At 59.1% G+C, this 25,828-nt stretch carries 27 protein-coding genes and 3 pseudogenes; 13 read left to right on the plus strand and 17 right to left on the minus strand.

What is annotated here, in order from left to right; genetic code table 11:
• The first annotated feature begins 354 nt into the window (after positions 1-354).
• From M1D34_RS29085 to M1D34_RS29105, 5 genes are all read left to right on the plus strand, one after another.
• Positions 355-1,101 (plus strand): GntR family transcriptional regulator, encoded by a 747-nt coding sequence (locus M1D34_RS29085; protein WP_498784565.1) that lies wholly within the window; start codon positions 355-357, stop codon positions 1,099-1,101.
• Between the two features lie 4 nt (positions 1,102-1,105).
• Positions 1,106-1,891 (plus strand): transporter substrate-binding domain-containing protein, encoded by a 786-nt coding sequence (locus tag M1D34_RS29090; RefSeq protein ID WP_498784567.1) that lies wholly within the window; start codon positions 1,106-1,108, stop codon positions 1,889-1,891.
• 67 nt (positions 1,892-1,958) lie between these two features.
• Positions 1,959-2,630 carry an amino acid ABC transporter permease gene (locus tag M1D34_RS29095; protein WP_498784569.1) on the plus strand — a complete coding sequence of 224 codons (672 nt, stop codon included), beginning with the start codon at positions 1,959-1,961 and terminating at the stop codon, positions 2,628-2,630.
• Positions 2,627-3,286, plus strand: coding sequence for an amino acid ABC transporter permease (locus M1D34_RS29100; RefSeq protein ID WP_498784571.1), 660 nt, complete (start codon positions 2,627-2,629; stop codon positions 3,284-3,286). The genes M1D34_RS29095 and M1D34_RS29100 overlap by 4 nt, the downstream gene beginning before the upstream one ends.
• Positions 3,264-3,989 carry an amino acid ABC transporter ATP-binding protein gene (locus tag M1D34_RS29105; protein WP_498784573.1) on the plus strand — a complete coding sequence of 242 codons (726 nt, stop codon included), beginning with the start codon at positions 3,264-3,266 and terminating at the stop codon, positions 3,987-3,989. The genes M1D34_RS29100 and M1D34_RS29105 overlap by 23 nt, the downstream gene beginning before the upstream one ends.
• 238 nt (positions 3,990-4,227) lie before the next feature.
• On the opposite strand, the pseudogene M1D34_RS29110 reads toward M1D34_RS29105, so the two are convergent.
• From M1D34_RS29110 to M1D34_RS29125, 4 genes and pseudogenes are all read right to left on the minus strand, one after another.
• Positions 4,228-4,555 (minus strand): annotated as a pseudogene (locus M1D34_RS29110) (type II toxin-antitoxin system RelE/ParE family toxin); the annotation flags it as partial.
• Positions 4,555-4,821: pseudogene (locus M1D34_RS29115) on the minus strand (ribbon-helix-helix domain-containing protein); the annotation flags it as partial. The pseudogenes M1D34_RS29110 and M1D34_RS29115, both read right to left, overlap by 1 nt.
• Before the next feature lie 429 nt (positions 4,822-5,250).
• A complete protein-coding gene (locus tag M1D34_RS29120; protein ID WP_498784575.1) occupies positions 5,251-5,637 on the minus strand; it encodes an ester cyclase in 387 nt (128 codons plus the stop codon).
• A gap of 275 nt (positions 5,638-5,912) precedes the next feature.
• Positions 5,913-6,473 carry a GNAT family N-acetyltransferase gene (locus M1D34_RS29125; protein ID WP_498784576.1) on the minus strand — a complete coding sequence of 187 codons (561 nt, stop codon included), beginning with the start codon at positions 6,471-6,473 and terminating at the stop codon, positions 5,913-5,915.
• 231 nt (positions 6,474-6,704) lie between these two features.
• On the opposite strand from M1D34_RS29125, the gene M1D34_RS29130 reads away from it, so the two are divergent.
• The 4 genes and pseudogenes from M1D34_RS29130 to M1D34_RS29145 all read left to right on the plus strand — a co-directional run bounded on the left by M1D34_RS29130 (position 6,705) and on the right by M1D34_RS29145 (position 9,645).
• Positions 6,705-7,082, plus strand: coding sequence for a VOC family protein (locus tag M1D34_RS29130; RefSeq protein WP_498784578.1), 378 nt, complete (start codon positions 6,705-6,707; stop codon positions 7,080-7,082).
• Between the two features lie 18 nt (positions 7,083-7,100).
• Positions 7,101-8,024: an arginase family protein gene (locus tag M1D34_RS29135; RefSeq protein WP_498784580.1), complete on the plus strand. Its 924-nt coding sequence runs from the start codon at positions 7,101-7,103 to the stop codon at positions 8,022-8,024.
• 287 nt (positions 8,025-8,311) lie between these two features.
• Positions 8,312-8,508, plus strand: a pseudogene (locus M1D34_RS29140) (hypothetical protein).
• Positions 8,509-8,701: 193 nt separating this feature from the next.
• Positions 8,702-9,645 (plus strand): IS630 family transposase gene (locus tag M1D34_RS29145; RefSeq protein ID WP_498779537.1). Its coding sequence is split into 2 segments (ribosomal slippage): positions 8,702-9,038 and positions 9,038-9,645, totalling 945 coding nucleotides; the frame shifts between segments, so codons are not numbered across the junction.
• Positions 9,646-9,712: 67 nt separating this feature from the next.
• Here the strand turns inward: M1D34_RS29145 and M1D34_RS29150 are convergent.
• Genes M1D34_RS29150 through M1D34_RS29170 form a run of 5 tightly spaced genes read right to left on the minus strand, consistent with a single transcriptional unit; the run spans position 9,713 to position 14,694 of the window.
• Complete coding sequence (locus M1D34_RS29150) at positions 9,713-10,783, minus strand: DUF2218 domain-containing protein (protein WP_498784582.1); 1,071 nt, start codon at positions 10,781-10,783, stop codon at positions 9,713-9,715.
• On the minus strand, positions 10,780-11,622 hold the full coding sequence (locus tag M1D34_RS29155) for an ABC transporter ATP-binding protein (protein ID WP_498784584.1): 843 nt from the start codon (positions 11,620-11,622) through the stop codon (positions 10,780-10,782). Before M1D34_RS29155 ends, M1D34_RS29150 begins: the two co-directional genes overlap by 4 nt.
• Complete coding sequence (locus tag M1D34_RS29160; RefSeq protein WP_498784586.1) at positions 11,619-12,659, minus strand: FecCD family ABC transporter permease; 1,041 nt, start codon at positions 12,657-12,659, stop codon at positions 11,619-11,621. The genes M1D34_RS29155 and M1D34_RS29160 overlap by 4 nt, the downstream gene beginning before the upstream one ends.
• Positions 12,656-13,702, minus strand: a complete 1,047-nt coding sequence (locus tag M1D34_RS29165; RefSeq protein WP_498784588.1) for a FecCD family ABC transporter permease — start codon at positions 13,700-13,702, stop codon at positions 12,656-12,658. The genes M1D34_RS29160 and M1D34_RS29165 overlap by 4 nt, the downstream gene beginning before the upstream one ends.
• Positions 13,699-14,694: an iron-siderophore ABC transporter substrate-binding protein gene (locus M1D34_RS29170; RefSeq protein WP_498784589.1), complete on the minus strand. Its 996-nt coding sequence runs from the start codon at positions 14,692-14,694 to the stop codon at positions 13,699-13,701. The genes M1D34_RS29165 and M1D34_RS29170 overlap by 4 nt, the downstream gene beginning before the upstream one ends.
• 254 nt (positions 14,695-14,948) lie before the next feature.
• On the opposite strand from M1D34_RS29170, the gene M1D34_RS29175 reads away from it, so the two are divergent.
• Entirely contained in the window at positions 14,949-17,087 is a 2,139-nt protein-coding gene (locus tag M1D34_RS29175; protein WP_498784591.1) for a TonB-dependent siderophore receptor, read from the plus strand.
• 37 nt (positions 17,088-17,124) lie between these two features.
• Here the strand turns inward: M1D34_RS29175 and M1D34_RS29180 are convergent, their stop codons facing one another.
• The 3 genes from M1D34_RS29180 to M1D34_RS29190 all read right to left on the minus strand — a co-directional run bounded on the left by M1D34_RS29180 (position 17,125) and on the right by M1D34_RS29190 (position 19,624).
• Positions 17,125-18,024: a helix-turn-helix domain-containing protein gene (locus tag M1D34_RS29180; protein ID WP_498784593.1), complete on the minus strand. Its 900-nt coding sequence runs from the start codon at positions 18,022-18,024 to the stop codon at positions 17,125-17,127.
• 230 nt (positions 18,025-18,254) lie between these two features.
• Entirely contained in the window at positions 18,255-18,572 is a 318-nt protein-coding gene (locus M1D34_RS29185; RefSeq protein ID WP_498784595.1) for a GFA family protein, read from the minus strand.
• A gap of 599 nt (positions 18,573-19,171) precedes the next feature.
• Positions 19,172-19,624 carry an Lrp/AsnC family transcriptional regulator gene (locus M1D34_RS29190; RefSeq protein WP_498784597.1) on the minus strand — a complete coding sequence of 151 codons (453 nt, stop codon included), beginning with the start codon at positions 19,622-19,624 and terminating at the stop codon, positions 19,172-19,174.
• 119 nt (positions 19,625-19,743) lie between these two features.
• Here M1D34_RS29190 and M1D34_RS29195 point away from each other — a divergent pair, with 119 nt between their 5' ends.
• The 3 genes from M1D34_RS29195 to M1D34_RS29205 all read left to right on the plus strand — a co-directional run bounded on the left by M1D34_RS29195 (position 19,744) and on the right by M1D34_RS29205 (position 21,296).
• Positions 19,744-20,721, plus strand: a complete 978-nt coding sequence (locus tag M1D34_RS29195; protein ID WP_498784599.1) for a nucleoside recognition domain-containing protein — start codon at positions 19,744-19,746, stop codon at positions 20,719-20,721.
• Positions 20,722-20,724: 3 nt separating this feature from the next.
• Positions 20,725-20,916 carry a hypothetical protein gene (locus tag M1D34_RS29200; protein ID WP_498784601.1) on the plus strand — a complete coding sequence of 64 codons (192 nt, stop codon included), beginning with the start codon at positions 20,725-20,727 and terminating at the stop codon, positions 20,914-20,916.
• 179 nt (positions 20,917-21,095) lie between these two features.
• Positions 21,096-21,296: a hypothetical protein gene (locus M1D34_RS29205; protein ID WP_498784603.1), complete on the plus strand. Its 201-nt coding sequence runs from the start codon at positions 21,096-21,098 to the stop codon at positions 21,294-21,296.
• Between the two features lie 128 nt (positions 21,297-21,424).
• Here M1D34_RS29205 and M1D34_RS29210 read toward each other — a convergent pair whose 3' ends face one another.
• The 5 genes from M1D34_RS29210 to dctP form a co-directional block, all read right to left on the minus strand.
• Positions 21,425-21,991 carry a MarR family transcriptional regulator gene (locus M1D34_RS29210; RefSeq protein WP_498784605.1) on the minus strand — a complete coding sequence of 189 codons (567 nt, stop codon included), beginning with the start codon at positions 21,989-21,991 and terminating at the stop codon, positions 21,425-21,427.
• A gap of 491 nt (positions 21,992-22,482) precedes the next feature.
• On the minus strand, positions 22,483-22,923 hold the full coding sequence (locus tag M1D34_RS29215; protein WP_498784607.1) for a type II 3-dehydroquinate dehydratase: 441 nt from the start codon (positions 22,921-22,923) through the stop codon (positions 22,483-22,485).
• An 11-nt stretch (positions 22,924-22,934) separates the two neighbouring features.
• Positions 22,935-24,236, minus strand: coding sequence for a TRAP transporter large permease (locus M1D34_RS29220; protein WP_498784609.1), 1,302 nt, complete (start codon positions 24,234-24,236; stop codon positions 22,935-22,937).
• Positions 24,233-24,751, minus strand: a complete 519-nt coding sequence (locus tag M1D34_RS29225; protein ID WP_498784611.1) for a TRAP transporter small permease — start codon at positions 24,749-24,751, stop codon at positions 24,233-24,235. The genes M1D34_RS29220 and M1D34_RS29225 overlap by 4 nt, the downstream gene beginning before the upstream one ends.
• A gap of 88 nt (positions 24,752-24,839) precedes the next feature.
• Positions 24,840-25,826, minus strand: coding sequence for a TRAP transporter substrate-binding protein DctP (dctP, locus tag M1D34_RS29230; RefSeq protein ID WP_498784613.1), 987 nt, complete (start codon positions 25,824-25,826; stop codon positions 24,840-24,842).
• Positions 25,827-25,828: the final 2 nt, after the last annotated feature.

The raw sequence follows: 25,828 nt of genomic DNA on the forward strand, positions 1-25,828 counted from the left end.
GGAACTTTCTGTTGAAGCACTGCGCGCAGACGCATGCTTAACCTTCCGCCAAGTACATCATTAGGGATTGCGTCTGCTGGCTGTAATCACAGGATGACGTCAGCACCTCGAGCGCGCGGCCAATCCCGTCCCTGGTGACTTTACATTAAACGGAGAGCATCTGGAGGCGCTTGTCCCCGCCGGGACAGCTTTGTCCTTGCGTAGCCGACGAAACCGATTCCTGCTGCTGATCAAATTGTAAGCAGATGCTGATTGGCGCGACGGCCGAGCGCTATGTGAAACGGCAGGATCGACGCAAATGGCTGAAAGACGAGCGGAGTTCATGTTGGCACAAGCCTTGCTTACACCGCTTGTATGCAAGATTTGTCGCCATCAAAGAACGCTCAGACCAGCATTGACGAGGCCGTCGTCTCCGGCATCCTGTCCGCGCGCATACGTCCGGGTACGCGCCTGAGCGAGAATGAGGTCGCCAGCCTTTTCAATGTCTCACGTACCAGGGTTCGCGAGGCGATGATGCGGCTCGAGCAGCGCGGTGTCGTCAAGGTCAGCGCGCGGCGAGGCTGGTTCGTTGTAGAGCCCTCGGCCGAAGAGGCGATCGGCGTTTACGCGGCACGCCGGGTCATCGAGGCGGGGCTTCTGCGCGGCATGGACGCGCTTACCGACAGCGGCCGCGAAAAGCTTCATGCGCATCTCGTGGAGGAGAAAGACGCGATCGCGGCCGGCGATCGCCAGCGCCTCACCTGTCTGATGGGCGACTTCCACATCCGCATAGCCGAACTCTCCGGCAACGCTATTCTCGTCGAGATCCTGCGTGACCTGACCGCACGCACGATCCTGATCTCCTTGCTCTACCAGTCCGAATTTCACGCGGTGCAATCGCATCTCGGTCATTGCCGAATTGTGGCGGCGATGGAGGAGGGGGACTTCGAGAAAGCGGCAGCACTTTCAGTCGAGCATCCCGACGAGGTGGAGACAGGGCTTGACCTCACACGACGCCCCGATCCGCTGGCCGACCTCAGGTACTCGCTTTCGCTTCCTCCGCAGAACGAGGCCACGAATACACCCCGAAAAGCAAAACAGCAGACCAACAGAGGAGAATGAACCAATGATTTCCAGGAGACTTTTCGTCGCTATGACGGCAATAGCAGTCGCGATCGGTTTTGGTAGCAGCGCCCATGCCGATGCGCTCAGCGACGTCACCGCACGTGGCACATTGCGCGTCGCGGTGCCTCAGGATTTCCCGCCCTTCGGCAGCGTCGGTACCGACATGGCGCCGGTCGGCTACGACATCGACATGGCAAATCTAATCGCTGAGAAACTCGGCGTGAAGGTGGAGCTTGTGCCGGTTACCAGTGCCAACCGCATTCCCTACCTGCAGACCAATAAGGTCGATCTCGTGATTTCGAGCCTCGGCAAAAATCCCGACCGTGAAAAGGTGATCGATTTCTCAATTGCCTATGCGCCCTTTTATAACGGCGTCTTCGCGCCAGCCGAATTCGCGGCCACGAAGCCGGAAGAGCTGGCCGGAAAGACCATCGGCGTAACCCGCGGCGCCGTCGAGGACCTCGAACTGACTGAGGTTGCGCCAGGCGACACCGTTATCAAGCGCTACGAAGATAATAATGGCACCATCTCCGCCTTCCTTTCCGGTCAAGTCGAGGCGGTTGCTACGGGAAACGTGGTCGCCGCCGCGATCCTCGCGAGGAACCCGCCGAAGCGGCCGGAACTCAAGTTCCTCATCAAGAACTCGCCCTGCTATATCGGCTTGAGCAAGGAACAGCCGGCGCTGCTCGAAAAGGTCAACGGCATCATCGCCGCTGCCAAGACCGACGGCAGCCTGAATGCCATTGCCCAGAAATGGCTCGGCACGGATCTACCCAAGGATCTCTGATCGATCGCCCTGGGCGCCACTACGCGAGAGCGGGGGTGGCGTCAGCCTCTCATGACAGGAGTGCGCCTTGAATTACCACTTCGAGTTCGGCTGGCTTTTCGAATACTACCCGCAGATCCTCAAGGGGATCGCGATCACTCTTCAATTGATCGCGGTCGGCGGCGTGGCCGGCATCCTGCTCGGCGTCGTCTGCGCCTGGGCCAGGGCTCTTGGACCGGCCTGGGCGGAGCCGTTTGTCGCCGCCTATGTCGAGCTAATCCGCAACACCCCGTTCTTGATCCAGCTCTTCTTCATCTTTTTCGGCCTGCCATCGCTTGGCCTCCAACTTAGCGAGTTGCAGGCGGCCAATCTCGCCATGGTCGTCAATCTCGGCGCCTATAGCTGCGAAATCATTCGCGCAGGTATCCAGGCGACGCCAAAGGGCCAATTCGAGGCGGGCGCGAGCCTTGCCATGACCCCGTTCGAGACTTTTCGCCACGTGGTGCTGGTACCGTCGCTTCAGCGCATCTGGCCAGCGCTATCTTCGCAGGTCGTGATTGTTATGCTCGGTTCCGCAGTCGTTTCCCAGATCGCGGCAGAAGACCTGACCTTCGCAGCGAACTTCATCCAATCGCGAACCTTCCGCGCTTTTGAGGCCTACATGGTCTCGACCGTCGTCTATCTCATTCTTGCGATCCTGCTTCGCCAGCTGCTGACGATGGTTGGTGACTACTTTTTCCCAAGGAGCGCGGTGCGATGATCGAGTTCACCCTCTGGGACATTCTGCGCAACCTGCTGCTCGCCACCCGCTGGACGATTGTACTTTCGCTTGTCTCCTTCGCCGGCGGCAGCATTGCCGGGTTGGTTCTACTTGTCTTGCGCATCAGCCGGCGCAAGTGGCTGCGGGCGCTCGCGAAATACTACATTGAACTCTTCCAGGGTACACCGCTCCTGATGCAGCTCTTCATCGCTTTCTTCGGCCTTGGTCTCTTCGGTGTCGACGTGCCGGCCTGGCTTGCTGCGGGACTGGCGCTGATCCTCTGGAGCGCCGCTTTCCTCGGCGAGATCTGGCGCGGCTGCGTCGAGGCAATCTCCAAGGGTCAGTGGGAGGCCTCTGCGAGCCTCGGCATGGGGTGGCTGCAGCAGATGCGTCACGTCATCCTGCCGCAGGCGTCGCGGATCGCCGTGCCGCCGACGGTCGGTTTTTCGGTGCAGGTGATCAAGGGTACGGCCCTGACCTCGATTATCGGCTTCGTCGAACTGTCGAAGGCCGGCACCGTCGTCACCAACGCCACTTTCCAACCCTTCACCGTCTACGGCCTCGTCGCCCTCATTTATTTCGCGCTGTGCTGGCCCCTCTCAAAGAGCAGCCAGATCCTCGAAAGGAAGCTCAATGTCGCTCATCGAAATCACTGACGTCCGCAAGAGCTACGGTAGCAACGAGGTCTTGAAGGGTATTAATCTCGACGTCCAGCCTGGCGAGGTGATCGCCATCATCGGCAAGAGCGGCTCGGGCAAGTCTACGCTCTTGCGCTGCATCAACGGCCTCGAATCGATCAGCAAGGGTTTGATCGCTGTTGCTGGCGCCCAGCTCATCGAGGACGAAGCGCATCTGAAGGCGCTCAGGCTCAAGGTCGGTATGATCTTCCAGCAGTTCAATTTGTTTCCGCACCTGACGGTCGGCGGCAATGTCATGCTGTCACAAACGGTCGTCAGAAAGACGCCGAGGGCCGAGGCCGAAGTCGTGGCCCGTAAGATGTTGGAGCGCGTCGGCCTCGTCGAGAAGTTCGACGCCTATCCGGACGAACTCTCCGGCGGGCAGCAGCAGCGAGTGGCAATCGCTCGCGCCTTGGCAATGCAGCCGATCGCGCTCCTCTGCGACGAGATCACCTCGGCGCTCGACCCAGAACTGGTGGCGGAGGTACTAGCTGTGGTGCGCGACCTTGCCGCCGAGGGCATGACGCTGCTCATGGTTACTCATGAGATGAAGTTCGCCCGCGACGTCTGCTCGCGCGTCGTCTTCATGCATCAGGGCCGCGTTCACGAGATAGGTCCGCCGGAAGAGGTCTTTTCCCAACCGCAGACACCTGAACTGCGGCAGTTTCTCGGCATGCACTAACCGGCCGTGCCTCCGGCCGAAACTGGTCTCGGCGATGTTCGCAATTAAGCGATCGTCTTCCTGCGGGCGACCTGAGTGGCGGCACGCCTGCGGAGTCCGGGTCCAACGCGACATCAAGAGACCGTTCAGGCGGCGTAATGGAAAAGCGGAACGCGGCGGGACCTATCTTGTCAAAAGGGACGGCAAGTCGATTGCCCTCCCAGTCTAGCTTCCAACAGTGGGAATGTCCGAGCGGTCGGTGACTGTTCGGTTCTTGCATCCATTGCGGAATGTCCCGCTTATCATGTAGCACACGCTACACGCCACACGTCGACGTGACCTGGCTGGTCACGATAGAAAATGAGATAGGCATGTCGCTTCAGACCTACACTCCGCAGGTCAGGCAATCCCAACTCGTATGCATACCGCAACGACCCGGACTCGGCATGGCTCGCAACTAAAGCGTACGCCGCTTGAAGTGCGTCGATAAAGCCGGTGGCTAAATCGGTTCCTGCTTCGCGTGCGTAATGGTCGATGGCCGCCTCGACGTCGCTGCGCGCCAATTCGCGCGAACAATGTTCTTTAATTCACTGCTCTGCTGACCAACTCGATCGCGCAGACTGGTAAAATAAGCCGCGTCGACTGGCTCAGTTGGTGCGGACGAGGCTCCGTCAAGCACAGCCTACGCAGCGCGAGGCCATCCTGATCTCGACGAATCAACTCCCGAATATACTCACTACTTCCCCTAGCGTGGTCCCGTGAGTTGCTCATCGACGAAGCTCTTAAGATCGTCCGGCCTCACGCAGTCATTCGTTTCGCACAGCCACTCAACCTCTGGAATCCACCTGCAAATTTATTCCCTTTACGAACTCGCGCCGTCAGCGACGAGCTCATGGCGATATCGTGGTGAACGATCCAAGCGTCAGGACCCTTGTAGTTGATGATGCCGCGCGCTGTCCTCTCGGACGCATCACGAAAGACCTGTAGGACAGGACTCCCGAGTGGCCCTCGGCTTCGACCCGCCGTGCCGGCGAGCGTGCAGACCTTCGACGTCTTCCGGCGTCCTCTTCAGCTCATATCGATGGCAGGATGGTGAGGTGGTTGCCGATCAGGATTGAACCTCGGTCCGACGCATCTCTTTGAAAGCTGGGCGCCAACCTGCCATCGACAAGCCGTCCCTGATCGTCGCCGAAGGCAGCATACGACCCGTTGCTACCGGTCAACGAGAACGCATCGTTTCGGCCGCAAGCCGTCGTGGACCAACTCTCCCCTACTCTCGCTACTATGGGAGTTGGGCCTCGATTGCCGACTTGTCAATTACCGACCATACCGAGGCGATCTTCGATCCTACGAATTCGTAGAAAACGTTCTCCGTAAAGGACACTCGTCGTCCATTGACGCTTAGGCCCAAGAACTCGCCTTTCGGGGAGCAATCGAATGAAAGTCGGGCGGCAAGGCGCGGCGGCTCGCATATAAGCAGTTGAATGTTGAACTGCAGATTCGGAATGTCTTCGAAGTCCTTCACCAGCATTTCCCGGTAGCCCGATACCCTTAGCAGCCGACCGTTATGCTGGACTTCGTTGTCAACGAATCGGCCAAGCTCATCCCAGGCTTGCCGATTGAGGCAATCCAAGTAGGCACGATATATGTCAGCGAGTTGTCTGAACATTAACTGTCTCCTTCCGCCGAAAGGCCCACAGGCTACACGGCCTTCCAACGTTGAAAGATAGCGTACTGCCCCCTTCCTCCAATGCGGCAATGGACGCCTTTATTAGTGGGCAGCATGCTCTTTCCCATAGAAGTTCATGCGCCATCTAAAAGCGGATATCGCCTAAATCGACTAGGCGCCCGCCGGCAAACGGTCTCGCCGGCCCGTTGCATCTTCGTATGGCGGCTGTGGCGCTCGGCGGCCGTATGCCACAAACTATCTGATCGAACCGAAGCTCAACGCGGCCGCCGCAGCATCGGGACGAGCGTCGGCGATGAACCGACCTGGATCGCGCCGAGCGGTTCGAAGCCGTAGCGTCGGTAGAACGGAATGTTGCGCGGGTTTGAGGATTCCAAATAGGCTGGCGCGTGATCGCGATCGCACCGTGCGAGTGCGTACGCCATCAAGGCGTCGCCGTGACCTTCGCCTTGATGCGCCGGGTCGACCCCGATCAGGGGCAGGTACCAATGTGGTTCGGAGGGGTGATACGTCGCCATCTGCTCGAATACGGCCGTGGTTTCGGGGGCAAGAGAGGGTGCAACCGTGCTCTCGAGCACCGCACCAAGCCCATCCTCGTCGGAATGCACCCCGGGCGATAGCCACAGCGCCGTTCCGGCGTAGCCGTCGGTGCAAAAGGCGCTCCCGTGAGAGAATGCGCTGCTTCCGAACGCCCGGATCATTCGCGGCATGGCCGCAAGGTACTGGTGCGCATGCGGCCAGGTCCATCGCGCCATAGGGTCCGCTGCAAACGCCAGCATGACCGTTTCGATCGCCAGATCTTCCTCGGCCGCGGCCATAACTCTCACCGTTGGCGATTTCACACTGCCCTCCTGACGTAGGTGGTCCGACGAGGCGCCCGTTCTCAGCTACGCATCGTAACCCGGATGGCGTGGGAGCGATACCGGTTGCTGCTGGCTCAGCGGTTCCGGATTCGCTTCGGTCCATTCTGGCCACAAACGACAGTCGGCTTTGAGGGAACAATGACCAGAAACTGCCGTTAGGGGGACAAAACTGGAGCGGAGGTAGTTGTGATCCACCATGTCTCGGTAGGGACGAATGATGTCGGGCGTTCAAAGCGCTTCTACGATGCCGTTTTGCCCATCGTCGGCCTTTTGCCGATGGCCGAAGACGAGGGTGGACTAGGCTACGGAAGCGGCACGTTTCACTTCAGTGTTCAGGTTCCCATTGATGGAAAACCAGCGACCGTGGGCAATGGCACTCATATCGCTTTTGCCGTCGAGGACCGTTCGATGGTCAATCGATTTTACGCAGCAGCGTTAGAATATGGTGGCCGCGACGATGGCGCTCCGGCGCTGCGGCCGAACTACGATGCCAACTATTATGGGGCGTTCGTCCGCGATCCGGACGGTCACAAGATCGAGGCAGTGACCTACTCCGCAAAATAGCCGCTAACGGAGGCGCCCATGCCGACCCTTCCCTATGCAATTCTCGAAGCCCCCTCTACGCTGGGCCTCGCGACCGACGGTGTGGAGCACTTGCCCGACCAGCTCTTGCGCCTCGGTCTTGCGGAGCGCATCCATGCGCGCCGCGCCGAGCGGCTGGCGGTGCTTCCGAAGGACCCTACGCCCGATCCCGAGACTGGCACCCTGAATGCCAGGGCAATTGCGGCGTGGTCGCCAAAGCTCGCCGACGCGGTGGAAGCGGTACTTGACGCGGGCGAATTTCCGGTAGTACTCGGCGGCGATTGCACGATCGTGCTGGGCTCCATGCTCGCGTTCCGGCGGCGCGGCAGCTACGGCCTGTTCTTCATCGACGGCAACGCCGATTTCTTCCAGCCCGAGGCGGAACCCAATGGTGAGGGCGCCTCGATGGACCTTGCCCTTGTCACCGGCTACGGCCCGTCGCACCTGACTAACATTGAAGGTCGCCGTCCTCTGGTCCGTCCCGAAGACGCTGTCGCGTTCGCGTATCGCGATCATGAAGACCAGGAGGAGTACGGAAGCCAGCCGCTTCCCAAAGAGCTCAAGGCGATTGACCTTCCCGCCGTGCGCGCGATGGGCATCGAGGCCGCCGCGCGCGAAGCGGTCCACCACCTGACGCGAGAGGAGCTGGACGGCTTCTTCATCCATCTCGACGCCGATTGCCTCGACGACGTCATCATGCCGGCTGTCGATTTCCGCGTGCCGGGCGGGTTGTCGTGGGACGAGCTAGGGACCGCGCTTCGGGTTGCCTTGGAGAGCGGCAAGGCAGTCGGCATCGAAATCACCATCTACAATCCGCGCCTTGATGAGGACGGCAGCGCCGGGCGCGGCCTGGCCGACGTACTAGCCACAGCGCTCGGAAAAGCAGCGCCCTCGGTCGGTTGCCGAAGGGCGGCAATCCGATAAATTTGCCCTATGGCAGACCAGCACCGTCCGGACGATGAGTGGCACGGTTTGGCCCGAAGCGGACCGCCCTCCGAGGGCCGAACTTCGGCTGTCCACGCACCTGAGACTGCCGGGATGCTGCGAGCACCCGCGGTGCCGCGGACCCGCGGCGGATTAGGTCTTGAAACGGTCGAAGACCGTCGGTCGGCTGATCGGAGGGTCGGCCTCCGGCTGGTTGTCAAAAACGACTCCTCGGACTGACTCGTCCTCTAAATCCGCTATATGGCATTTGCTTTCAGAGAGAGATCTTGGAGACCGTCGAAATCCGCAGCCGTAGCGACTTTGCCTGTGGGCAATCCAGCGGGCGCAGGAAACTGTAACCGCGGAAGGCGCGGCCTTCGCGCTAGCAGCTCGCGACGTGAACGAGGAAGCACTGATGGAAACTGCGGCCGTGCTCGGCGAGGCGATCAGCGATGCAATGCTCGAAGTGTTCGATAGCAGGTGAGTGATTTCCGGGTGTTCGATCGATCACGGGGGTACTCTGAGCGAATGCGGCGAACGATCTCCGCTTCTGGTTGGAACCTTTTCCGTCGGAGAACACACTAGAGCGCGTCCGATGAAAGCGGAATCGGCGTGAGGATTCCTTTTCAGAGCGTTCTGTGATTCCCTCCTCCTGTCTTTGATTTGTCGGAGGGAACATGGCCCGAGCATTGAGTGATGATCTTCGCCACCGGGTTCTGGCTGCGTCGGCTGGTGGGATGTCCGCGCGGTCGGCTGCAGCGCGGTTCGGGATCGGGATTTCGACGGCGATTGCCTGGATCGCGAGCGCCCGGCAGGGTCAGGTGAGCGCTGCCAAGCAGGGTCGACCTGGAGGTTCCCGTCTCGACGATCATGAGGCTTTCATCATCGGCATGATCGAGGCGTCGAAGGACATCACGCTGAACGAGATGGTTTTGCGTCTGGAAGAGGACCGATCCGTCTCTATCGGCCGCAGCACCCTCGACGTCTGGCTGCGCAAGCGCGGCTTCACATTCAAAAAAAGACCGCACATGCATTGGAGCAGGAGCGGCCAGACCTCTTGAAGCGGCGTCAGGACTGGTTCGATGCCCAGCTTGATCTCGATCCAGCCCGCCTCGTCTTCATAGACGAGACGGGTCTTTCCACGAAGATGTCCCGGCTTCGCGGTCGCGCGCCGCGCGGAGAGCGTTGCCGATCGGGCGTTCCGCACGGTCATTGGAAAACCACGACGTTCACCGGGGCGCTCAGGCTCTCCGGCATGACCGCGCCGATGGTCCTTGACGGGGCGATGAATGGAGTGGCTTTCCGGGCCTATGTCGAGCAGGTTCTCGTGCCGACCCTCACGCCCGGCGACATCGTCGTCATGGACAACCTGCCGGCCCACAAGGCAGATGGCATCCGACAGGCCATAGAAACCGCCGGCTGCACGCTGCTCTATCTCCCGCCCTACAGCCCCGACTTCAACCCGATCGAAAACGCCTTCTCAAAGCTCAAGGCGCTTCTGCGGGCACGGGCCGAACGCTCCGTCGACGCCCTGTGGAACACCGTTGGCGACATCGTCAAACTCTTCGAGCCGCAAGAGTGTGCGAACTACTTCGCAGCAGCAGGATATGACCCGGTTTAAAGTGGACGTGCTCTAGCGATCGGCTGCGGCACTCCAGGTCCCACGTGGCAAGCTTCCCGTCGATACATTATGCGATTTTCACATCTCTTTCCCAGTACCAAGCGACATACATCTTCCTGCGATCATGTTGCCGCGCTTTGAGGAAGGTCCTGATTGCTCGTATGTCTCTTCTTTCGCACGCAGCCCAGACAAACGTTTCGTCATCGACGGCTTCTATCGCTGCTTTCGCCTCGGACACGAGAATACCGGCAGCATCTTGCGGGTAGCTCCCCCTGTGCAACCAACGCACGTTGAGCACGCCATCGGTCAGAAGCGGTTGCTCTTCCGCCTTGTCCTCAACCTCGATGATGGCACGTATATGCGTTTCAGCCGGAGCCTCGGCCGCGATCCGTGCTATGGCTGGTAGGGCGCTCTCGTCGCCGATCAGTAAAATGGAGCGCTCCGCTGGCAGACCGCCTGCGCCTGGCCCTAGCAGCGCGGCCACGTCTCCGGGCTGCGCGTCGCGCGCAAAGTCTGCACCCGGAGTCGGTACGCCAGGAGCGGGATGCTGCAAGAAATCGATCCACAACTCGCCCCGATCCAAATCGACGGCGCGGATGGTATAGACACGAACCAGAAGCCTGTCCTCGCCTTCCGGCCACGCGATGCGGCCGTCTTGCCGGGAGCCTGGCCAGACCGGCGGTTTGCCCTTCGGCGGCACCAGCAGGCGGACATGCATGTCGCCACCCACAAAAGGCGTTACATCGGCGCAGGAGAATATCACGCGACGCATATGCGGCGTAACATCGTGCGCCGAGACGACTGTCACCTCATGGAGGTTCGGGAGCACCGACAGGGAAATCGGTTCCGACCAGGTCAATTCGAACGGCTGGTCTTCGGCAAAATAGAAAAGATGTTCCGCCAGGATCGTGCGGCTCATGTGCAGCGTTTCACGCGTCGGGCAGTCGAGCTCGATCGACAAGCCCGCGTTTTCGATGCTGATGCGCGCGACACCGAGCTCGCTCCGCAGCACCGCCAAGTCGTCTATCCGTTCGACCTCGGCATGTTCGACAAAATGCTCGCAGATCTCGTCGAGCATGTCGGCACCGCTGCCGCAGACCGCTACGCCGGACAGCTTGAATGAATGAACTGCGTTCATGCGCTCCTCTCCTTTTGTGGTGCATCGCCCATGGCGTCGATGGCGGCCATCCGGTGTCGCCCGATCGGCAGCATGATCGGCCGGCCCGACGTGGGATCGCTGATAACGCGACTATCGAGGCCGAAAACATGCCGCACGGTCTCTTCGGTGAGCACCTCTTCCGGAGTACCCGAAATGTGCACGCGCCCACCGGCAATCGCCACGAGATGGTCGGCATAGCGGGCAGCAAGGTTGAGATCGTGCAGCACCATGACGACCGTCGTTCCACGCGTGCTGTTGAGATCGGTCAGCAGATCGAGCACCTCGATCTGATGGTTGATGTCGAGAAAGGTCGTCGGCTCGTCGAGCAGCAGGATCTCGGTCTGCTGCGCGAGTGCCATGGCGATCCAGACTCGCTGCCGCTGGCCGCCGGAGAGCTCGTCGATCGGCCGTTCGGCAAGGTCGAATGTCTTGGTCGCCGTAAGCGCACTGTCGACCGCCTCGTCGTCTTGTCGCGTCCAGCGAGAAAACAAGCTTTGATGCGGATGCCGTCCCCTGCTGACCAGGTCGACCACGGTAATGCCTTCCGGCGCGATCGGCGATTGCGGCAGCAGACCCAGCGTCCGGGCGAGGTCTCGCGACGGTGTCCGGTGGATGGATTTGCCGTCGAGGAGAACTTGTCCCTTGCTGGGCGCGATCAACCGCGAGAGCGTGCGAAGAAACGTGGACTTGCCACAGGCATTTGCGCCGACGATCACCGTGATCTTGCCCGGGGCAATGGTGAGGTCGAGCGCATGCAGGATTTCGGTATTGTCGTAGCCGGCCGTCAATCCGCTGGCGACCAGTAGATGATCGGTCATAAAGCCCCCCCGATCCGATTGAAGCGAACGATGAGGTATATCAGGTAGGGTGCGCCAAGCGCCCCGGTTACGACGCCCACAGGATAGCGGCTCGGCAGAAGGTGCTGCCCGACATAATCGGCGGCAAGCACGAGAACGGCGCCCGTCAGTGCAGACGGGATCAGCACCGAGCCGGCGTTTCGGACGATCCGGCCGGCGATCGGTCCCGACAGGAAAGCGACGAAGGCGATCGGCCCCGTTGCCGCGGTCGCCGACGCGATCAGTCCGACCGCGGCGACAATCACCAGCATCCTTGTATGCGAGACCCTGGTTCCAAGAGCGGCCGCCATATCGTCGCCCAGCCGCAATGTCTCGAGATCGCGACTGCGAACGAGCAGTAGCCCGCCGAAGAACAGGAGGGCAAGCAGAAGCGGCAGCGCCTGGCCGAGCTGAGCGCCGTTGACGCTGCCAGTAAGCCAACGCATCGCTTCCTGCAAGTTCCAGGCAGGCGCCGATTGAAGGATATAGGCGATAACACTTTGCAGCATGGCGGAAACGCCAATACCGACAAGGATCAGCCTGGTGCCGGCGACCCCATTGCGAAAGGAAAGGCCATAGATGAGCAGCGCCACGCCAAGGCCCCCTACGACAGCGATAACCGAAACCATCGGCCCGTCCATAGACAGGACTACAATGGCGAAAACGGCAGCCGCCCCAGCGCCAGAGGTAATCCCGATGATATCGGGACTGGCGAGCGGATTGCGCAACATGACCTGAAACGCCACGCCGCCCAGTCCAAAGCATAATCCTGCAAGAATCGACAGCACGGCGCGCGGCAACCTCAGTTGCCCAACCGTAAAGGATGCGCCGGAAACCGGTTCACCGAGGAGCACGCGCAGAACATCGCTCGGCGGCGTGACGGATTGCCCAACCGACAAGGTGACGGCGAAGATCACTGCGACCAGGGTCAGCAACACCGCGAGAATGACCGCGTGCCTGCGCGCGCTTTTGCTACGGTGTGCGATCACGACGTCAAGGGTGGATGAGGGATATGTCACAGGTCCCTCACGCGCTGGCGCCGGACGATCCAGATGAAGAATGGCGCACCGATCAGCGCGGTGACGATGCCGACGTCGATCTCTGCAGGGCGCGCGACGATGCGCCCGACAACGTCCGCCGCGAGCAGGAGGCACGCGCCTGCGAGCGTCGAAAAAGGCAGCAGCCACCGATGGTCCACGCCAATCAACAGGCGGCAGAGATGCGGCACGACCAGTCCGAGAAAGCCGATCGGCCCGCATATGGCTGTCGTCGCACCGCAGAGAAGGATGGCGCCGAGGGAAGCAACGGCACGCGCGGTTGCGACGCTTTCGCCGAGCCCGGTCGCAAGCTCGTCGCCGAGTGCAAGAGAGTTGAGTTTTCTGGCCGACAACAGGCTGATCACGAACCCTATAAGCAGAAACGGCAATAGGGGAAGGATGCGCCCGTAAGTCGCGCCGCCAACGCCACCGATCTGCCAGGAATGAATACCGCCTGCGATATCGCCACGCGGCAGCACGACGGCGATAATCATGGACGCAAATGCGACCGACGTTGCCACGCCTGCCAGCGCCAGCTTCAAAGGGGTCGCGCCGCCCCTGCCCAGCGAACCTATGGCATAGACGAAGATCGCGGCGCACCCAGCCCCCAGGATCGCCACCCAGATATACGCGTACAGCGACGACATCCCGAACCAGGCGACGCCGACGACAACAGCGAGAGATGCCCCCATATTGACGCCGAGAATGCCGGGGTCCGCAAGCGGATTGCGGGTCACGCCTTGCATGATCGCTCCGGCCAACCCCAGAGCGCCCCCCGCAAGCAGGGCCAGCAAGGTCCGCGGAATGCGCAACGCGACCGATGCGCGACCGATGTTATCCTGCGCACCGCCCAGTGCCGCGGCGACATCGTCCCACCCGACATAGCGCGTACCGACCGTAACAGAGGCGACAAGCAAGATCATCAGAAGCGCGAAAAGCGCTGCCAGCCAAAGACTTCGCATCCGGTTGGAACGGGACACGGGCGACCAACGCCCGTCCGATGTCTTGATAATCCCCGCGGTCATTTTGACTTCTTGACTGCCTCGCTGAGCAGCTCCACGTAGTCCTTCAGGACCCATCTGATGGACAGTGGCGTGGGATTGGCGGCATTACCGACCGCGTTGTTGCCGAGCATGACAATGGATCCCCGTGCAATTGCAGGCATATGCTGCATCAGCGCGTTGGCTTTCAAAGCATCGAAAAGCATCCCGTCGCCGTAGGTAACGAGAATATCGACGTCGTCGAAAGCATCGATCTGCTCGGCGCTGACGGAGCCTGAGAACTTTCCGGGTTGTGATGCCTGCACCACGCTTTTCGGCGATCTGAGCCCGAGATCGGCGAAAAACCTGACGCGCGTATCGTTGGTCGTGTAGAAATTGACGACGCTGAGATCCCACGAGCTGAGATGGGTTATGAACATTGCCGATTTGCCCTTGAGTTCGGGATGTCCGTCAAGCGTAAGGGCAATCTCAGCTTCGATGCTGGCTATAAGCGCTTCCCCTTCCGCAGCCATCCCGAGCCCCGCGCTGTTCAATCGGATCGTCTCGCGCCAGTCGGTCGACCAGGGAGCCTGCGGATAGGCGATGACAGGTGCAATCTCGCTCAACGTGTCATAGTCCGCCTGACTGAGACCCGAATAGGCCGCAAGGATGACGTCCGGTCGCGTCGCGGCGACCGCCTCGAAATCGATGCCATCCCCCTCGTCGAAAAGCACCGGCTTTTCAGCCTTGAGTTCACCGAGCCGTGCGGCGACCCACGGCAGAATGCCGTCTCTGTCGTCATCGCCGAAGTTGGCGCGCGCCATTCCAACCGGCACGATGCCAAGAGCCAGCGGCACTTCATGGTTCGCCCAGGCGACGGTTGCGACACGCTCCGGCTTCTTCGCGATGATGGTGTTGCCGAAGGCATGCTCGATGGTGATGGGATACGCAGCACTCTCGGCAGCGAACACAGTGCCGTGCCTGCCTGTCCAAAGAAGGGCTATGACTGCCAGTACAGCGAAACGGAACAGCCTCATCGCCACACTCCATTCAACGTTTTAAGTTGACCCCCACTCTCAGCTTAATTAAGCGGCGTCAACGGCAAAGCCGCCGATAATCAGAAAGTGGGCGGAGATTTCCGGCGGATCGTACAAAACCGGGGAAACATACAATACTGGACAATACTGCTCCAGTTAATAGCGGCTGGTGGGAGAACGGCTTCACGCCGGGGCCGGTTGGGCATTGGTATTTGAGGCCCGCTTTCAGCATTTACGTCAATTGGAACATGAACATGGACATCGATCAGACTGGCCGCTGGCCGACGAGGGCAGCGTTTCCTTCACGAAACGCATTTCTGTTGGGCTGCACAGCACTTTTTGCTTTAACGCCTGCCCTCTCGTTTGCACAGGACGCAGGCACTGAAGGCGACGCAACGGTGCTGGAGACGATTGTGGCGCAGGGCACTGGTGGCGGAAGCGTTCTCAATACGGATGACGATTCAAAGTCGATCATCGCCACCGAAACGACCGGCGCCGGCAAGATGCCGACCGATCTCCTGGTAGCCCCTGCCTCGGTATCCGTCATCACCTCCAAAGAAATTGAGGAACGCGCCGCCGACACCATCGAGCAAGTCGTACAATATACGGCGGGGGTGGTGACCGACTTTTATGGTTCGGACGACCGATATGACTACTTCGATATTCGCGGCTTCACTCCGTATACGTATCGCGACGGCTTGGCGATCGGCAGGACCTTTGCAGGGGTCAGGGAAGAGCCCTATGCTTTCGAGCGTATTGAGGTGTTGAAGGGCGCCAGCTCCTCAACCTTTGGAGCGGCGGAACCCGGTGGATCGGTAAACTATGTCACGAAAACGCCAAAGACCGATCGTTTCGGTGAAGTCTATGGCACGGGCGGCTCGTTCTCGCATAAGGAACTGGGCTTTGATTTCGGTGACAACCTGACAGCGGACGACACCCTCTCCTACCGTTTGACCGGCAAATTTCAGCGATCGGACGCGGAATACGATTATTCTCAGGATGACGAGAACTTCGTCATGGGCGGCCTGACGTGGCGCCCCACTGACGCGACAAGTCTGACATTTGTCTTCGATCATCTCGACAAGGACGGAGTTCCCGGCAGCGGTGGCCACCCGCTCGGGACTGATTTCGACAGGGATCAGTTTTTTGGGGAACCGGACTATTACTTCACCGAGACGAACCGCAATAGCTACAGCGTTCTTTTCGACCACGATTTCGGCAACGGCCTGAGTGTCAGCTCCAACGCCCGCTACAGCAAGCTGAACGACGGGTTCGGCAGTGCTTATATCGGCAGCACGCCAACCGATGGCTCGACCGTGGCGGGTCGCTATTTCTTCGGAAACGAGAAATCGACCGAACAATTCGTCATCGATGCGCACCTGATTTACGAAGCAAGTCTCGACAATGTGGAAAGCCGCACACTTTTCGGTGCCGATTATAATAAATACGAATCGGACAGTGCCAACTTTTACACGCCTGCGCCTTCGATCGATTGGGAAAACCCGATCTATTCAGGCGGGCCCGGCGCGATGGCGCCTTATGCCAGCACAAACAACGACCAGCAGACCAACGCTATTTATCTGCAGCAAGATTTGACCTTCTCCGATAAGTTCACCGTGAGCGTTGGCTTGCGCAATGACTGGCTCGATCTTAGCGAGACAAATCTCCTTGCGGGTACCACGCGGGCTGGCACCCACAGCGAATTTACGACGCGGATCGGCGCGAGCTACAAGATTACCGAGGAGCTGGCGCCCTACATCAGCTACGCCGAGTCGGCCGCGCCGCCTGCCGCAGGTAGCGATCCTACGACGGGAAAGCAGTATGAAGTCGGGATCAAATATCGTCCAGATGCCTTTCCGGCCTTGTTTACTGCTTCCGTCTACGACCTGACGAAGGGCAACATTACGGTTTTTGACCAGGTCACCTACCTGCCGCAAACCGTCGAAAAGGTCAGACATCGTGGTTTCGAACTCGAAGCCAAGGCGGAGGTAACGAACAATATCAGCGTGATTGCCGCCTACAGCTACATCGATTCCAAGATTGAAGAACCCGGCGGTGCTAATGATGGCAACCGCCTGATGCGTGTTCCCAAGAATATTGCTTCGGTGTGTGGCACTTACACGCTTGAGGGCGACGGTGCGCGGGGCGACATGATGTTCGGGCTCGGCGCTCGCTACGCGGACGCCTATTACACCGACATCACTAACACCTCATCGTCGGAGAGTGCATTCGTCTTCGATGCAGTCTTCACCTACAAGGTTCAGGAAAACACGACGTTCCAGCTGAATGTCAACAATATATTCGACGAAAAACACGTGGCGAGCAAAGACTCCGGGGCGGTCTACTACAATCCGGGACGCAGCATTCTCGCCACGCTGCGCCAGACCTGGTAAGGGCAAGTCATCCCCTCGCGACTTGCCGGCGGAATCTTCACGATTCCCGGAATTGCCGCATCCGCCGCCAAGCCGCGGGAGTTTCGCCAACGATCTGGCGGAAGACCTTCGTCAGATGTGCCTGATCGGAAAAACCGAGCTGCGCGGCGATGCTGGCAACCGGGAGGTCGCTTTCGCCGAGCAGCTTTTTCGAAAGCTCGACTCGCTTTGCAAGTTGCCATTGCAGCGGTGTCTTGCCCATTGTCTGCTTGAAGACGTTTGCAAACCAGCTTTCGGACAGGCCAACGACGGCAGCCATATCGGCGACAGACATTCGATAATCACCAAGCGCGTCGATATGCGAGATGAGTTTGTTCATCTGTGCCTGTGTCAGCCTGCCGCCAGCCCTTTCCTCCCTTTCGGCAGGAATATCCAGAAGCCCGGCGACGATGCTGCCTATAAGGCTCTCCGCATAGACTGCAGGCTTGGAAGGGCTCTTTATTTCGTCGGCGAGCAACTTCGCCAACGCATCGATTGCCGCCACGTTTTGAAGCTCGACTGGCCGGCGCAACGCCGTCCGCGCTGCGGAGTTCCCAACCGATGGAGCCAGAAACCGTAACACCCGATCCTTGTGAAGGTGCAGATTGAGGTGGCTGAAGCTGTGTGTCTTCAGACTGCCTGTCCACAACGGGATACCGGCGGGAACATACACGGCACGCGCCATAGGGCGCGAATTCCTCGCTAGATCAGTGTCCCGGTTCGAAATGCGAACGTTCGACGAGACGTCGTTGAAGAAAAACATGATGCGCGGATCGTCCGCGAGATAATAGCCACTGGCACCGGCTTGACTTTCCGCCTCCCAAAGGACGCTGACCATCCCATCGTATTGGCGCCATTGGACTGGCGCCGTGACCCGAATGCCTTCGGTTTTCCAAGACATGGAATGCCAGAAGCTCATTTGTAGATCAGTTCTTCCTCTTCAAGGTGCCAGATGTCGGTGCGAGCAGGGAAATTGCACTGTCGTTCGGCGCCAATCCACATCTCAGGCCAAGTAAGTTGAACCGTATTCTCATCTTTTTTGCAAACTGGCAAGCTGGGCTTCTAAGTCAGCGGGATACTCTATTGCAGGTTGCGTAATCGGTACCGGGTGCATGAGCGGCTCGTTTGAGCCGACAGCGCCAGGCTGGTTCAGGGATTCGCCACAACTGTGATTGTCGCAATCACTTCCGGATCAAAGTTCCTCATGTTGACTCCCGTGTATCGGATCCGTCGGTCATTGGTCTGCCAATGGGTAAGGATGCCGCATATGGCACAGCGGTGAAACTCAATGGTGCGCGATGCACGGCAGTAGGCTTGGGTTTCGCCTTTCACGTCGACTGCTTTGGCTGGGAAGTATCCCCATTGCGCACCAGCCCGGTTGCAGAAGGAACACGGGCACGCATTGATCTCGTTCGGCAATTCCGGGATTGTGACAACCACGCTTCCGCAATCACAATGACCTTTCATCTAGGACCTCCGGTCTCAGCAAACAAAATATGACGCCAGATCATGCTGGGTGATCAAGGTCTGCTTCTGGCGTTCTATCAAACTGTTCGGCACAACCACGCCGAACGCTGGCTCCCACCCGACTGGGACGGTCGGGAGTCGGCAAAATTCCGCCCAGTCCGGGATCTCGACTCCAGACAGAGCCTTTACCGCACGGGCTCCACTTGCGCCCATAGCCGTCCGAACAGAAAAACCAACGCCGAGAACTCGTCGTTCTCCTCCCATTGTGTCTTAGATCTTGGCATTCGCGCGCTTCTGCATCGAATACGGTCCGATCCCCGTGCACAAGCGCCGCTCGATCTTTTGATGATTTCTTTGTGCGCCATCACTAATGTGCCTCCTAGTCCGCGCAGCGCGATCGCGGGCTAGTGGTTGTCACGCGCGTACTGGATTCTGCTTGATGGACGGTGCGATCTCACTGCTCTCGACCCCTTGTGCCCGTAGGGACGAGGACCGGGAATGGCTCGTTCGAGCCCATTCGAGACTTCGCCGCAGTTTGCTGTACCCACAACCATGGCGGGAATAAGAGTTATCATTCGTTCGCCAGCAGCGGCAATTGATCAAAGCCGTATTGCCGTTTCCTCTTTCGCGGTCCGGATTATCATCATGGTGAAGAACCGAGCAACATTGGTCTGATCGCGGAATAGCCTGTCGCAGAGAGAGTCGAATTCTTCCATGTCGCGTAAGCGCAGCATCAGAACGACGTCGGTTTCGCCAGTAACGGCATAGGCGTGCGAAACGGCCTCTTCGGTGATTGCGATGTCCAGAAAGCGGCGCATGTACTGCTCGCCGTGCAACTTCAGTTCTACCGTAACCAGGGCCTTGATCATGCGCCCGGCCTTGGCCGGGTTCAGGATCGCGACAATCCGGTCGATCACGCCTGATTTTCGCAGCCGCTGTGTGCGGCGCAGGCAACTGGAGGGAGACAGGCCCACCTCATCTGCCATATCGACATTTGTGCGCAATGCATCGCGCTGCATCAGGTTCAAGAGCTTCCGGTCGATCCGATCCATTTTGGCAGCATACTCACCAACTGCTCATTTGCAATAAAGTTGCACATTCTTGCAATTTTTGACCACAAATGTGAACCGGTTTGGCCTAGCAGATTGAGGTAACCGGAAAGGAGCCTCTGATGCTGTTCTTGATGTCCGCCTTGCGCAAAACCGGGGAAACGCTTGAAATTTACTGGCTGCTTGTTCGGATCACGATCCCTATCGCGATCTTGACGGAGCTATTGTCGAGGATGGGAGCAATCAAGGCGGTGGCCCCCGCTTTTGCGCCTGTCATGAACCTCTATGGGCTTCCGCCGGAGCTGGGTCTAGCCTGGCTCACTGGGATGCTCGTCGGGATATGGGGCGCTGTCCCGCTCGTCTTTACCCTCGTTCCTATCTCCTCGCTAAGCGTGGCGGATATCACGGTTTTTTCGGCGCTCCTCCTTTTCGCACATGGCCTGCCCATCGAGCAGAAGATCATTCAGAAGGCAGGTCCGGGCATGATCGCGACGACGATGCTGCGCATCTCAGGCGGTTTGGTCTACGCCTTTCTATTGCACCATATTCTGATCGCCACGGGCTGGTTGTCGGATCCGGTGAACCCAGCCTGGATGCCAATGAGCGCCACACCCGATTGGGCCGAATATTTCCGTGGTCTTGGAGAGACAATGATCTCGATGCTTGTCATCCTCGTCGTCCTGTCCTGGGGCCTTGAAATTCTAAAGGTGACTGGAATGCTGGAACTGCTGATGAAGGCCCTTTCGCCCGTGTTGCGCCTTGCCGGCATCCGGGGCGAAGCGGGACATCTCACCGCTGTCGGGTTGTTCCTGGGGGTTTCCTACGGCGCCGGTCTTCTGATCCGCGAGGCGCAATCTGGCGCAATATCACCACGTCAGATCTTCCTTTCATGCGTGTTCATGGGCTTCGCGCACAGCGTGATCGAGGACACTCTCATCGTGATCTCGATTGGCGCCAACGTTCACGGCATTCTTGCGGGACGGCTCGCCTTCGCCGTAGCGGCAACTGCCGCAATTGCTGCTCTGCTTCGCCACCTGTCGGACAAGACGTTCTTTACGCAGATATTTCGCGTGAACGCCATAAAGGCAAAGGGACGATGAGCTATGGACGAAAGACCGCTTTTGGCTCTTCGGACTCTGGGCGGCGCCTCTGACGTGCGCGCTTGCCTGGATACGCTGCTCGCCGCTCTTCCGATGGAGACGCCGCTCGCACTGTACGGGTGCCCGGCACCCTATCGTCGCCTGCTCATCGATGAGATCGATTTCTGTGCCCGTCGGGTCGGTTCCTCCTACTGAAGGACGTCTCATGCGACCTCGGAACCGTCAAGCGCCGGACGAAGATCGCGGAAGGTTCGCCCCTCCTGATCTGCAATGGCAATGCCGCGATCGTCTATCCGGCGATGCGGGTGACCGGGGCCGGCTTCTGCGGGTAATGAACAATTCCCATCCGGATCTTTACCGCTGGCTACAGGATCATGGACCGGACCATCCGGAGGCTCGCAGAGGAACTCACGGTCTTCCTGGTGCTTTTGGCCCAGACGGAACCGATGGGTTATCCGAGGCTTGCCAAGCTCTTCCATCAGCGGCTCGGCACGTATGCGGAAAACGTCCAACCGCGCCGTGGCGACGATACGGTCTGCGCGGGCGGGCGACAAAAGGCCACTGACCAGCCATAAAGTGGAAAATGGGATGGCTGTGGCGCTTTGCCGATTATGTCGACCCGGCCTCGTGCGGATTATCATGAGAGCTATGATTTTTAGGAGTGAGTCCCATCGATCCTACACCAAGCCGCGGAAGCGCTTTGTCAGATGCCGTATCGAACGGCATTGCTCCAAACGAGCTCGAGCTGAAGCAGCGTCTGGAAGGCCGTCTCAAGATCCCTCCGTTCCGCCTCGGCGTGGCTTAGCCCACGGTCGTAGGATTTCCCCGCCTCCCGCAGGCCTGCACACAGCTTCTTCCCCTTTTCCGATAGCCGAATGCGGGCAGACCGTTTGTCCCGCTGTGAGGCGACCCGATCGATATAGTCTCCCTCGGCAAGCTGCTTCAGGTGGTAGGAGACATTGGAACCCATGTAATGGCCGCGGTCCAAAAGCTCTCCCACCGAGAGTTCCGCCCCTCCTATAGCCAAAAGAACCATTGCCTGCGCTGGCCCGATGTCGTCCACACCGAGCATCGTCAGTTCCGCGCGCAGCACCCCATAAAACCGCCGGCTTGCACGCTCCATGACGCGGGCAAGCTCGAAATAGCTGACCAGGAGACCTTCGCCGCTGCGATCAGGCTCAGGAGGGGTTGGGGCACTTTGTAACGCGTCGCTCCCAGGCCGTGCTGCACCGATGGCTCCCAGATTTATAAACGGCAACCCCTGATTCATCCCTCACTCCATTGGAGAATCACGCAGTCCGACGCCCGTAGCAGCAGCGGCAAAAAGCGAGCAGAGATCCGCTCACGCCAGCAAAAGCGTTGCGGCTTCGAGCCCCTGACTTCGCAACATAGCAATGCTGCCACCGTTGCCACACGTGCTTATGCGTTTTTTAGCAGGAAGACATAAGCACGTTGAGGGAAAGTGCGTAACCGTGAAAATTTGGGGCTTTCTACAGGGGCTTCGGAGCCGTTGCGATGTCGCGCGAGGGTCTGGCTACTGCGTCCAGTTCGAGAGGCGGCTTGGAGCCGTGAAGACCGCAAGTGTGCCCCGTTCCCGTCGATGCATCATGCGATCTTTTTAGCACAAACCGGACCCCGGCTGGTCGCGCACCGCGCAGGGCCAGCTCCTCTAGACGCGCTACCCGCGATGACGAATAGGGTGCTGAGTGGCGAAGGCGCCTTGCTGCCATCACGAGACAATTAACTGGAGTCGTGGGTGCGCTATCCCATCTGTTTCATGATCAGCATCTCGAGCGCCTTCACAGCCAGCGGATATCCCTCCGCCCCCAGCCCCGCCATGACGGTGGTCGCCGTCATCGAGACATAGGAGCGGTGATAGATAGGCTCGCGGCGATGAACGTTGCTGATGTGGAATTCTATGATTGGCCCCTTGAACATTTTGAGAGCGTCTAGGAGGGCAACCGAGGTGAACGTGAAGGCGGCAGGATTGATAATGATCCCGTCGCCCTCGTCGATTGCTTCATGAACCCAGTCGATCAACCGCTCTTCGCTATTGGTCTGACGAAATTCTACCGGCCGATCTCCCGCCGCCTCCCGGCACCAGGCCTCAACCTCGGCCAGCGTGGTCGTCCCGTAGATTTCAGGCTCTCGCTTGCCAAGGCGGTTGAGGTTTGGCCCGTTCAGAATGTAGATCGGCTTCATGATCACTCCCATCAGCCCTGGTATCCAAGCAGCCTTGGCAGCCAGAGCACGCTGTCAGGCACAAATGTGATGAAGATCAGGCACACCACCATCCAGAAAAGGAAGGGTGCGGCATCTGTGATGATGCTCTTGATCGGTGCTCCAGATATGTTCGCCACGATGAACAGCAGCAAACCATATGGCGGCGTTACCAGGCCCAGCATGATGTTGACGACCACGACAACGCCAAAATGGACAAGGTCAATCCCAAGGGCCTGCGCTGTCGGTATGAACACTGGCACGATGATCAGCAGGATCGCGGTACCCTCGAGCAGGCAACCAAGAACGAGCAGGATGACGTTCACGAGGATCAGGAAGCCAGTCGGGCTCAACTCCCACCCGGTTAACAGAACCCGGATTGAGTGGGGAATGTTTTCGATCGTGACCACATAGTTGAAGACCAATGCGCCGGCGATCAGCATGCCGATCGAGGCCGTCGACTTGGCGCTTACCGCAAGTGAGCCGTAGAAGTCTCTGAGGCTGATGCTGCGGTAGAGGACAACCGATATGATGAGAGCGTAAGCAGCAGCGATGGCCGCTGCCTCGGTCGGTGTGGTGACGCCGGAATAGATGCAGCCGAGCAATACAACAGGCATCATCAGCGCCGGAAAGGCCCGGATGGTGATTCCCGGAATCTTGCGAAGCGGCACCGGTTCTTCAACCGGGAAATTTTCGCGCCGGGCAGTGATCACGACCTGCACCATTTGCAGACCGGCCATCAAGAGCCCAGGTACCATGCCTGCTAGAAAGAGATAGCCGATGGAAGCATCTGAAACGAGGGAGTAGATGATCATCGGGATCGATGGCGGGATGATCGGGCCAACGACCGCGGTCACGGCGGTTAGGGCGGCCGCAAAGCTCGGTGTGTAGCGGCCTTCGCGCGTCATCATGCTCTGCATCATCTTGCCGCTGCCTGCGGCGTCGGCGATCGCCGAGCCGGACATGCCGGCAAAGATGATGCTTTGGACAATGTTAACCTGGGCGAGACCGCCGCGGAAACGCCCGACGAGGACGTTGCAGAATTTGAGCAGGCGCTCCGTCATGGAGCCCACGTTCATGAATTCCGCCGCCAGGATGAACAGCGGCACCGCCAGGATGACGTAGTTCGAATACATACCGTTGAGGAACTGCTCGGCTGCAATTCCCATGTCTGCTCCGGCAAGCCACAGGTAGAGGATCGAGCCGCTGATCATTGACAGGCCGATCGGTAGCCCCATGAACGCGAGCACGGTGATGACTACCAGGGTGATGGAGAACGGGCTTGCCAAATTCATACGCCGGAGCCTGCTTTAGTGGGATCAAAAGCGTCGGGCGCCCTGCCACGGATAGCCTGTACAGCCAGCCAGATATATCGAAGGATCATAGCGATCGCGAAGATCACGTAGATGGAGTAGAGATAGTCGAAGCGGATCTTGAGGTAGGCAGTGCTCTCCACCTTCATGAAAGTCACATAATCGATGACCGCCGGCAGCGAGATGCCGAACAGGAAGATCAACGCTGCCGCGCAGATTATCTGCATGACACGCCGCGATCGATCGCTCGCGCCGCCCCAGATGAGGTCAAAACGGATCTCGTCTACTTCGCGCACCACGAAGGCGGATCCAAATAGGACGATCCATATCCAAAGAGCGACGCTGACTTCGTGCGTCCAACCGATGGAAAGATTGAGCGCATAGCGGAAAATGATCTGCAACATGAAGACGATGAACATCGCCAGAAGCATTAGGCAGAGAAGATTCTCCGCACGCCGTCTCAACCATCCACCGATGGCCAGCAGTTTGGGTGGCATGTCGATTTCTCCAGAGACGAGACGGCAGGGCGAGGAACGGACCCCGCCTCCGCCGCCCTTTATGATCTAGCAGCGAGGTAGCCGCGCCTTAAAGGCCGGCTACCTTCTCCAGGATGCCTTCCGGCCACGACTTGGCCAGGTCGGAATTGACATACTTCTCCTGAGCGAACTTCCGAAATGCGCCGATGTCAGGCTCGTAGATCTGCAGACCCGCAGCCTTGAACTCTTCGACCAGAGCTTTCTCTTGTGCGACGTGCTTCTCTTCGCTGAACTTCATTGCCTTGTCGGCCGCCGCTTGAAACGCCCGCTGCTGTTCTGGCGCCATCGCATTCCAGACCTCGTTTGAGATCACCAGCAAATCGTAGCCGATCAGGTGCGACGTCATAACGATCTGCGACATCACTTCGTAAAACTTCATGTTCTTTACGTTCGGTAGCGGGTTGTCCTGACCGTCGATCGCACCGGTCTGAAGTGCTGTGTAGACCTCAGCATAAGCCACCGGCACTGGATTGGCGCCGAGGGCTTCACCGAGGAATTGCCATGCGTCGCCGCCGGGCATACGCAGCTTGATGCCTGCCATGTCCTGCGGTGTCGTGATCTTCTTTTCCGGCTTCAGACCGATCTGGCGCGCGCCAAAATAGGTTGGTCCAAGAATGTGGATGCCGAGCCGGTCTTCGGCCATCTTCTTGAACTCGGCGCCGACGTCGCTGTTGAAGAAGGCGCTGAGATGTGCCGCGTCGCGGAACAGATATGCGGATGTCAGCACCGACCACTCAGGGATCTGCTTGGAGATATCCTGAGGTGCGATATTGCCCATCTGGAGGTTGCCGCGCTGGATCGCAACGAGCTCCGTGCCCTGCTTGAAGAGATTTCCGCCGTAGTAGGGCTCGAGCGTGAAATCGTTCTTGATATCTTCCGCCAGCATCTTGGTCATCTCGGCGCGGATATCCTGCTCCGAGAAAACAGCCGAAAACTTCAAAACTGGCTTGTCCTGCGCCAGGACGGGTGCGGCGAATGCTGCTGCGACCAGCATGGTCGCGCCGACAAGATAGCGGCGGGTCATGTTGAAAGTCATAT

The organism is Ensifer sp. D2-11 (assembly GCF_054161295.1).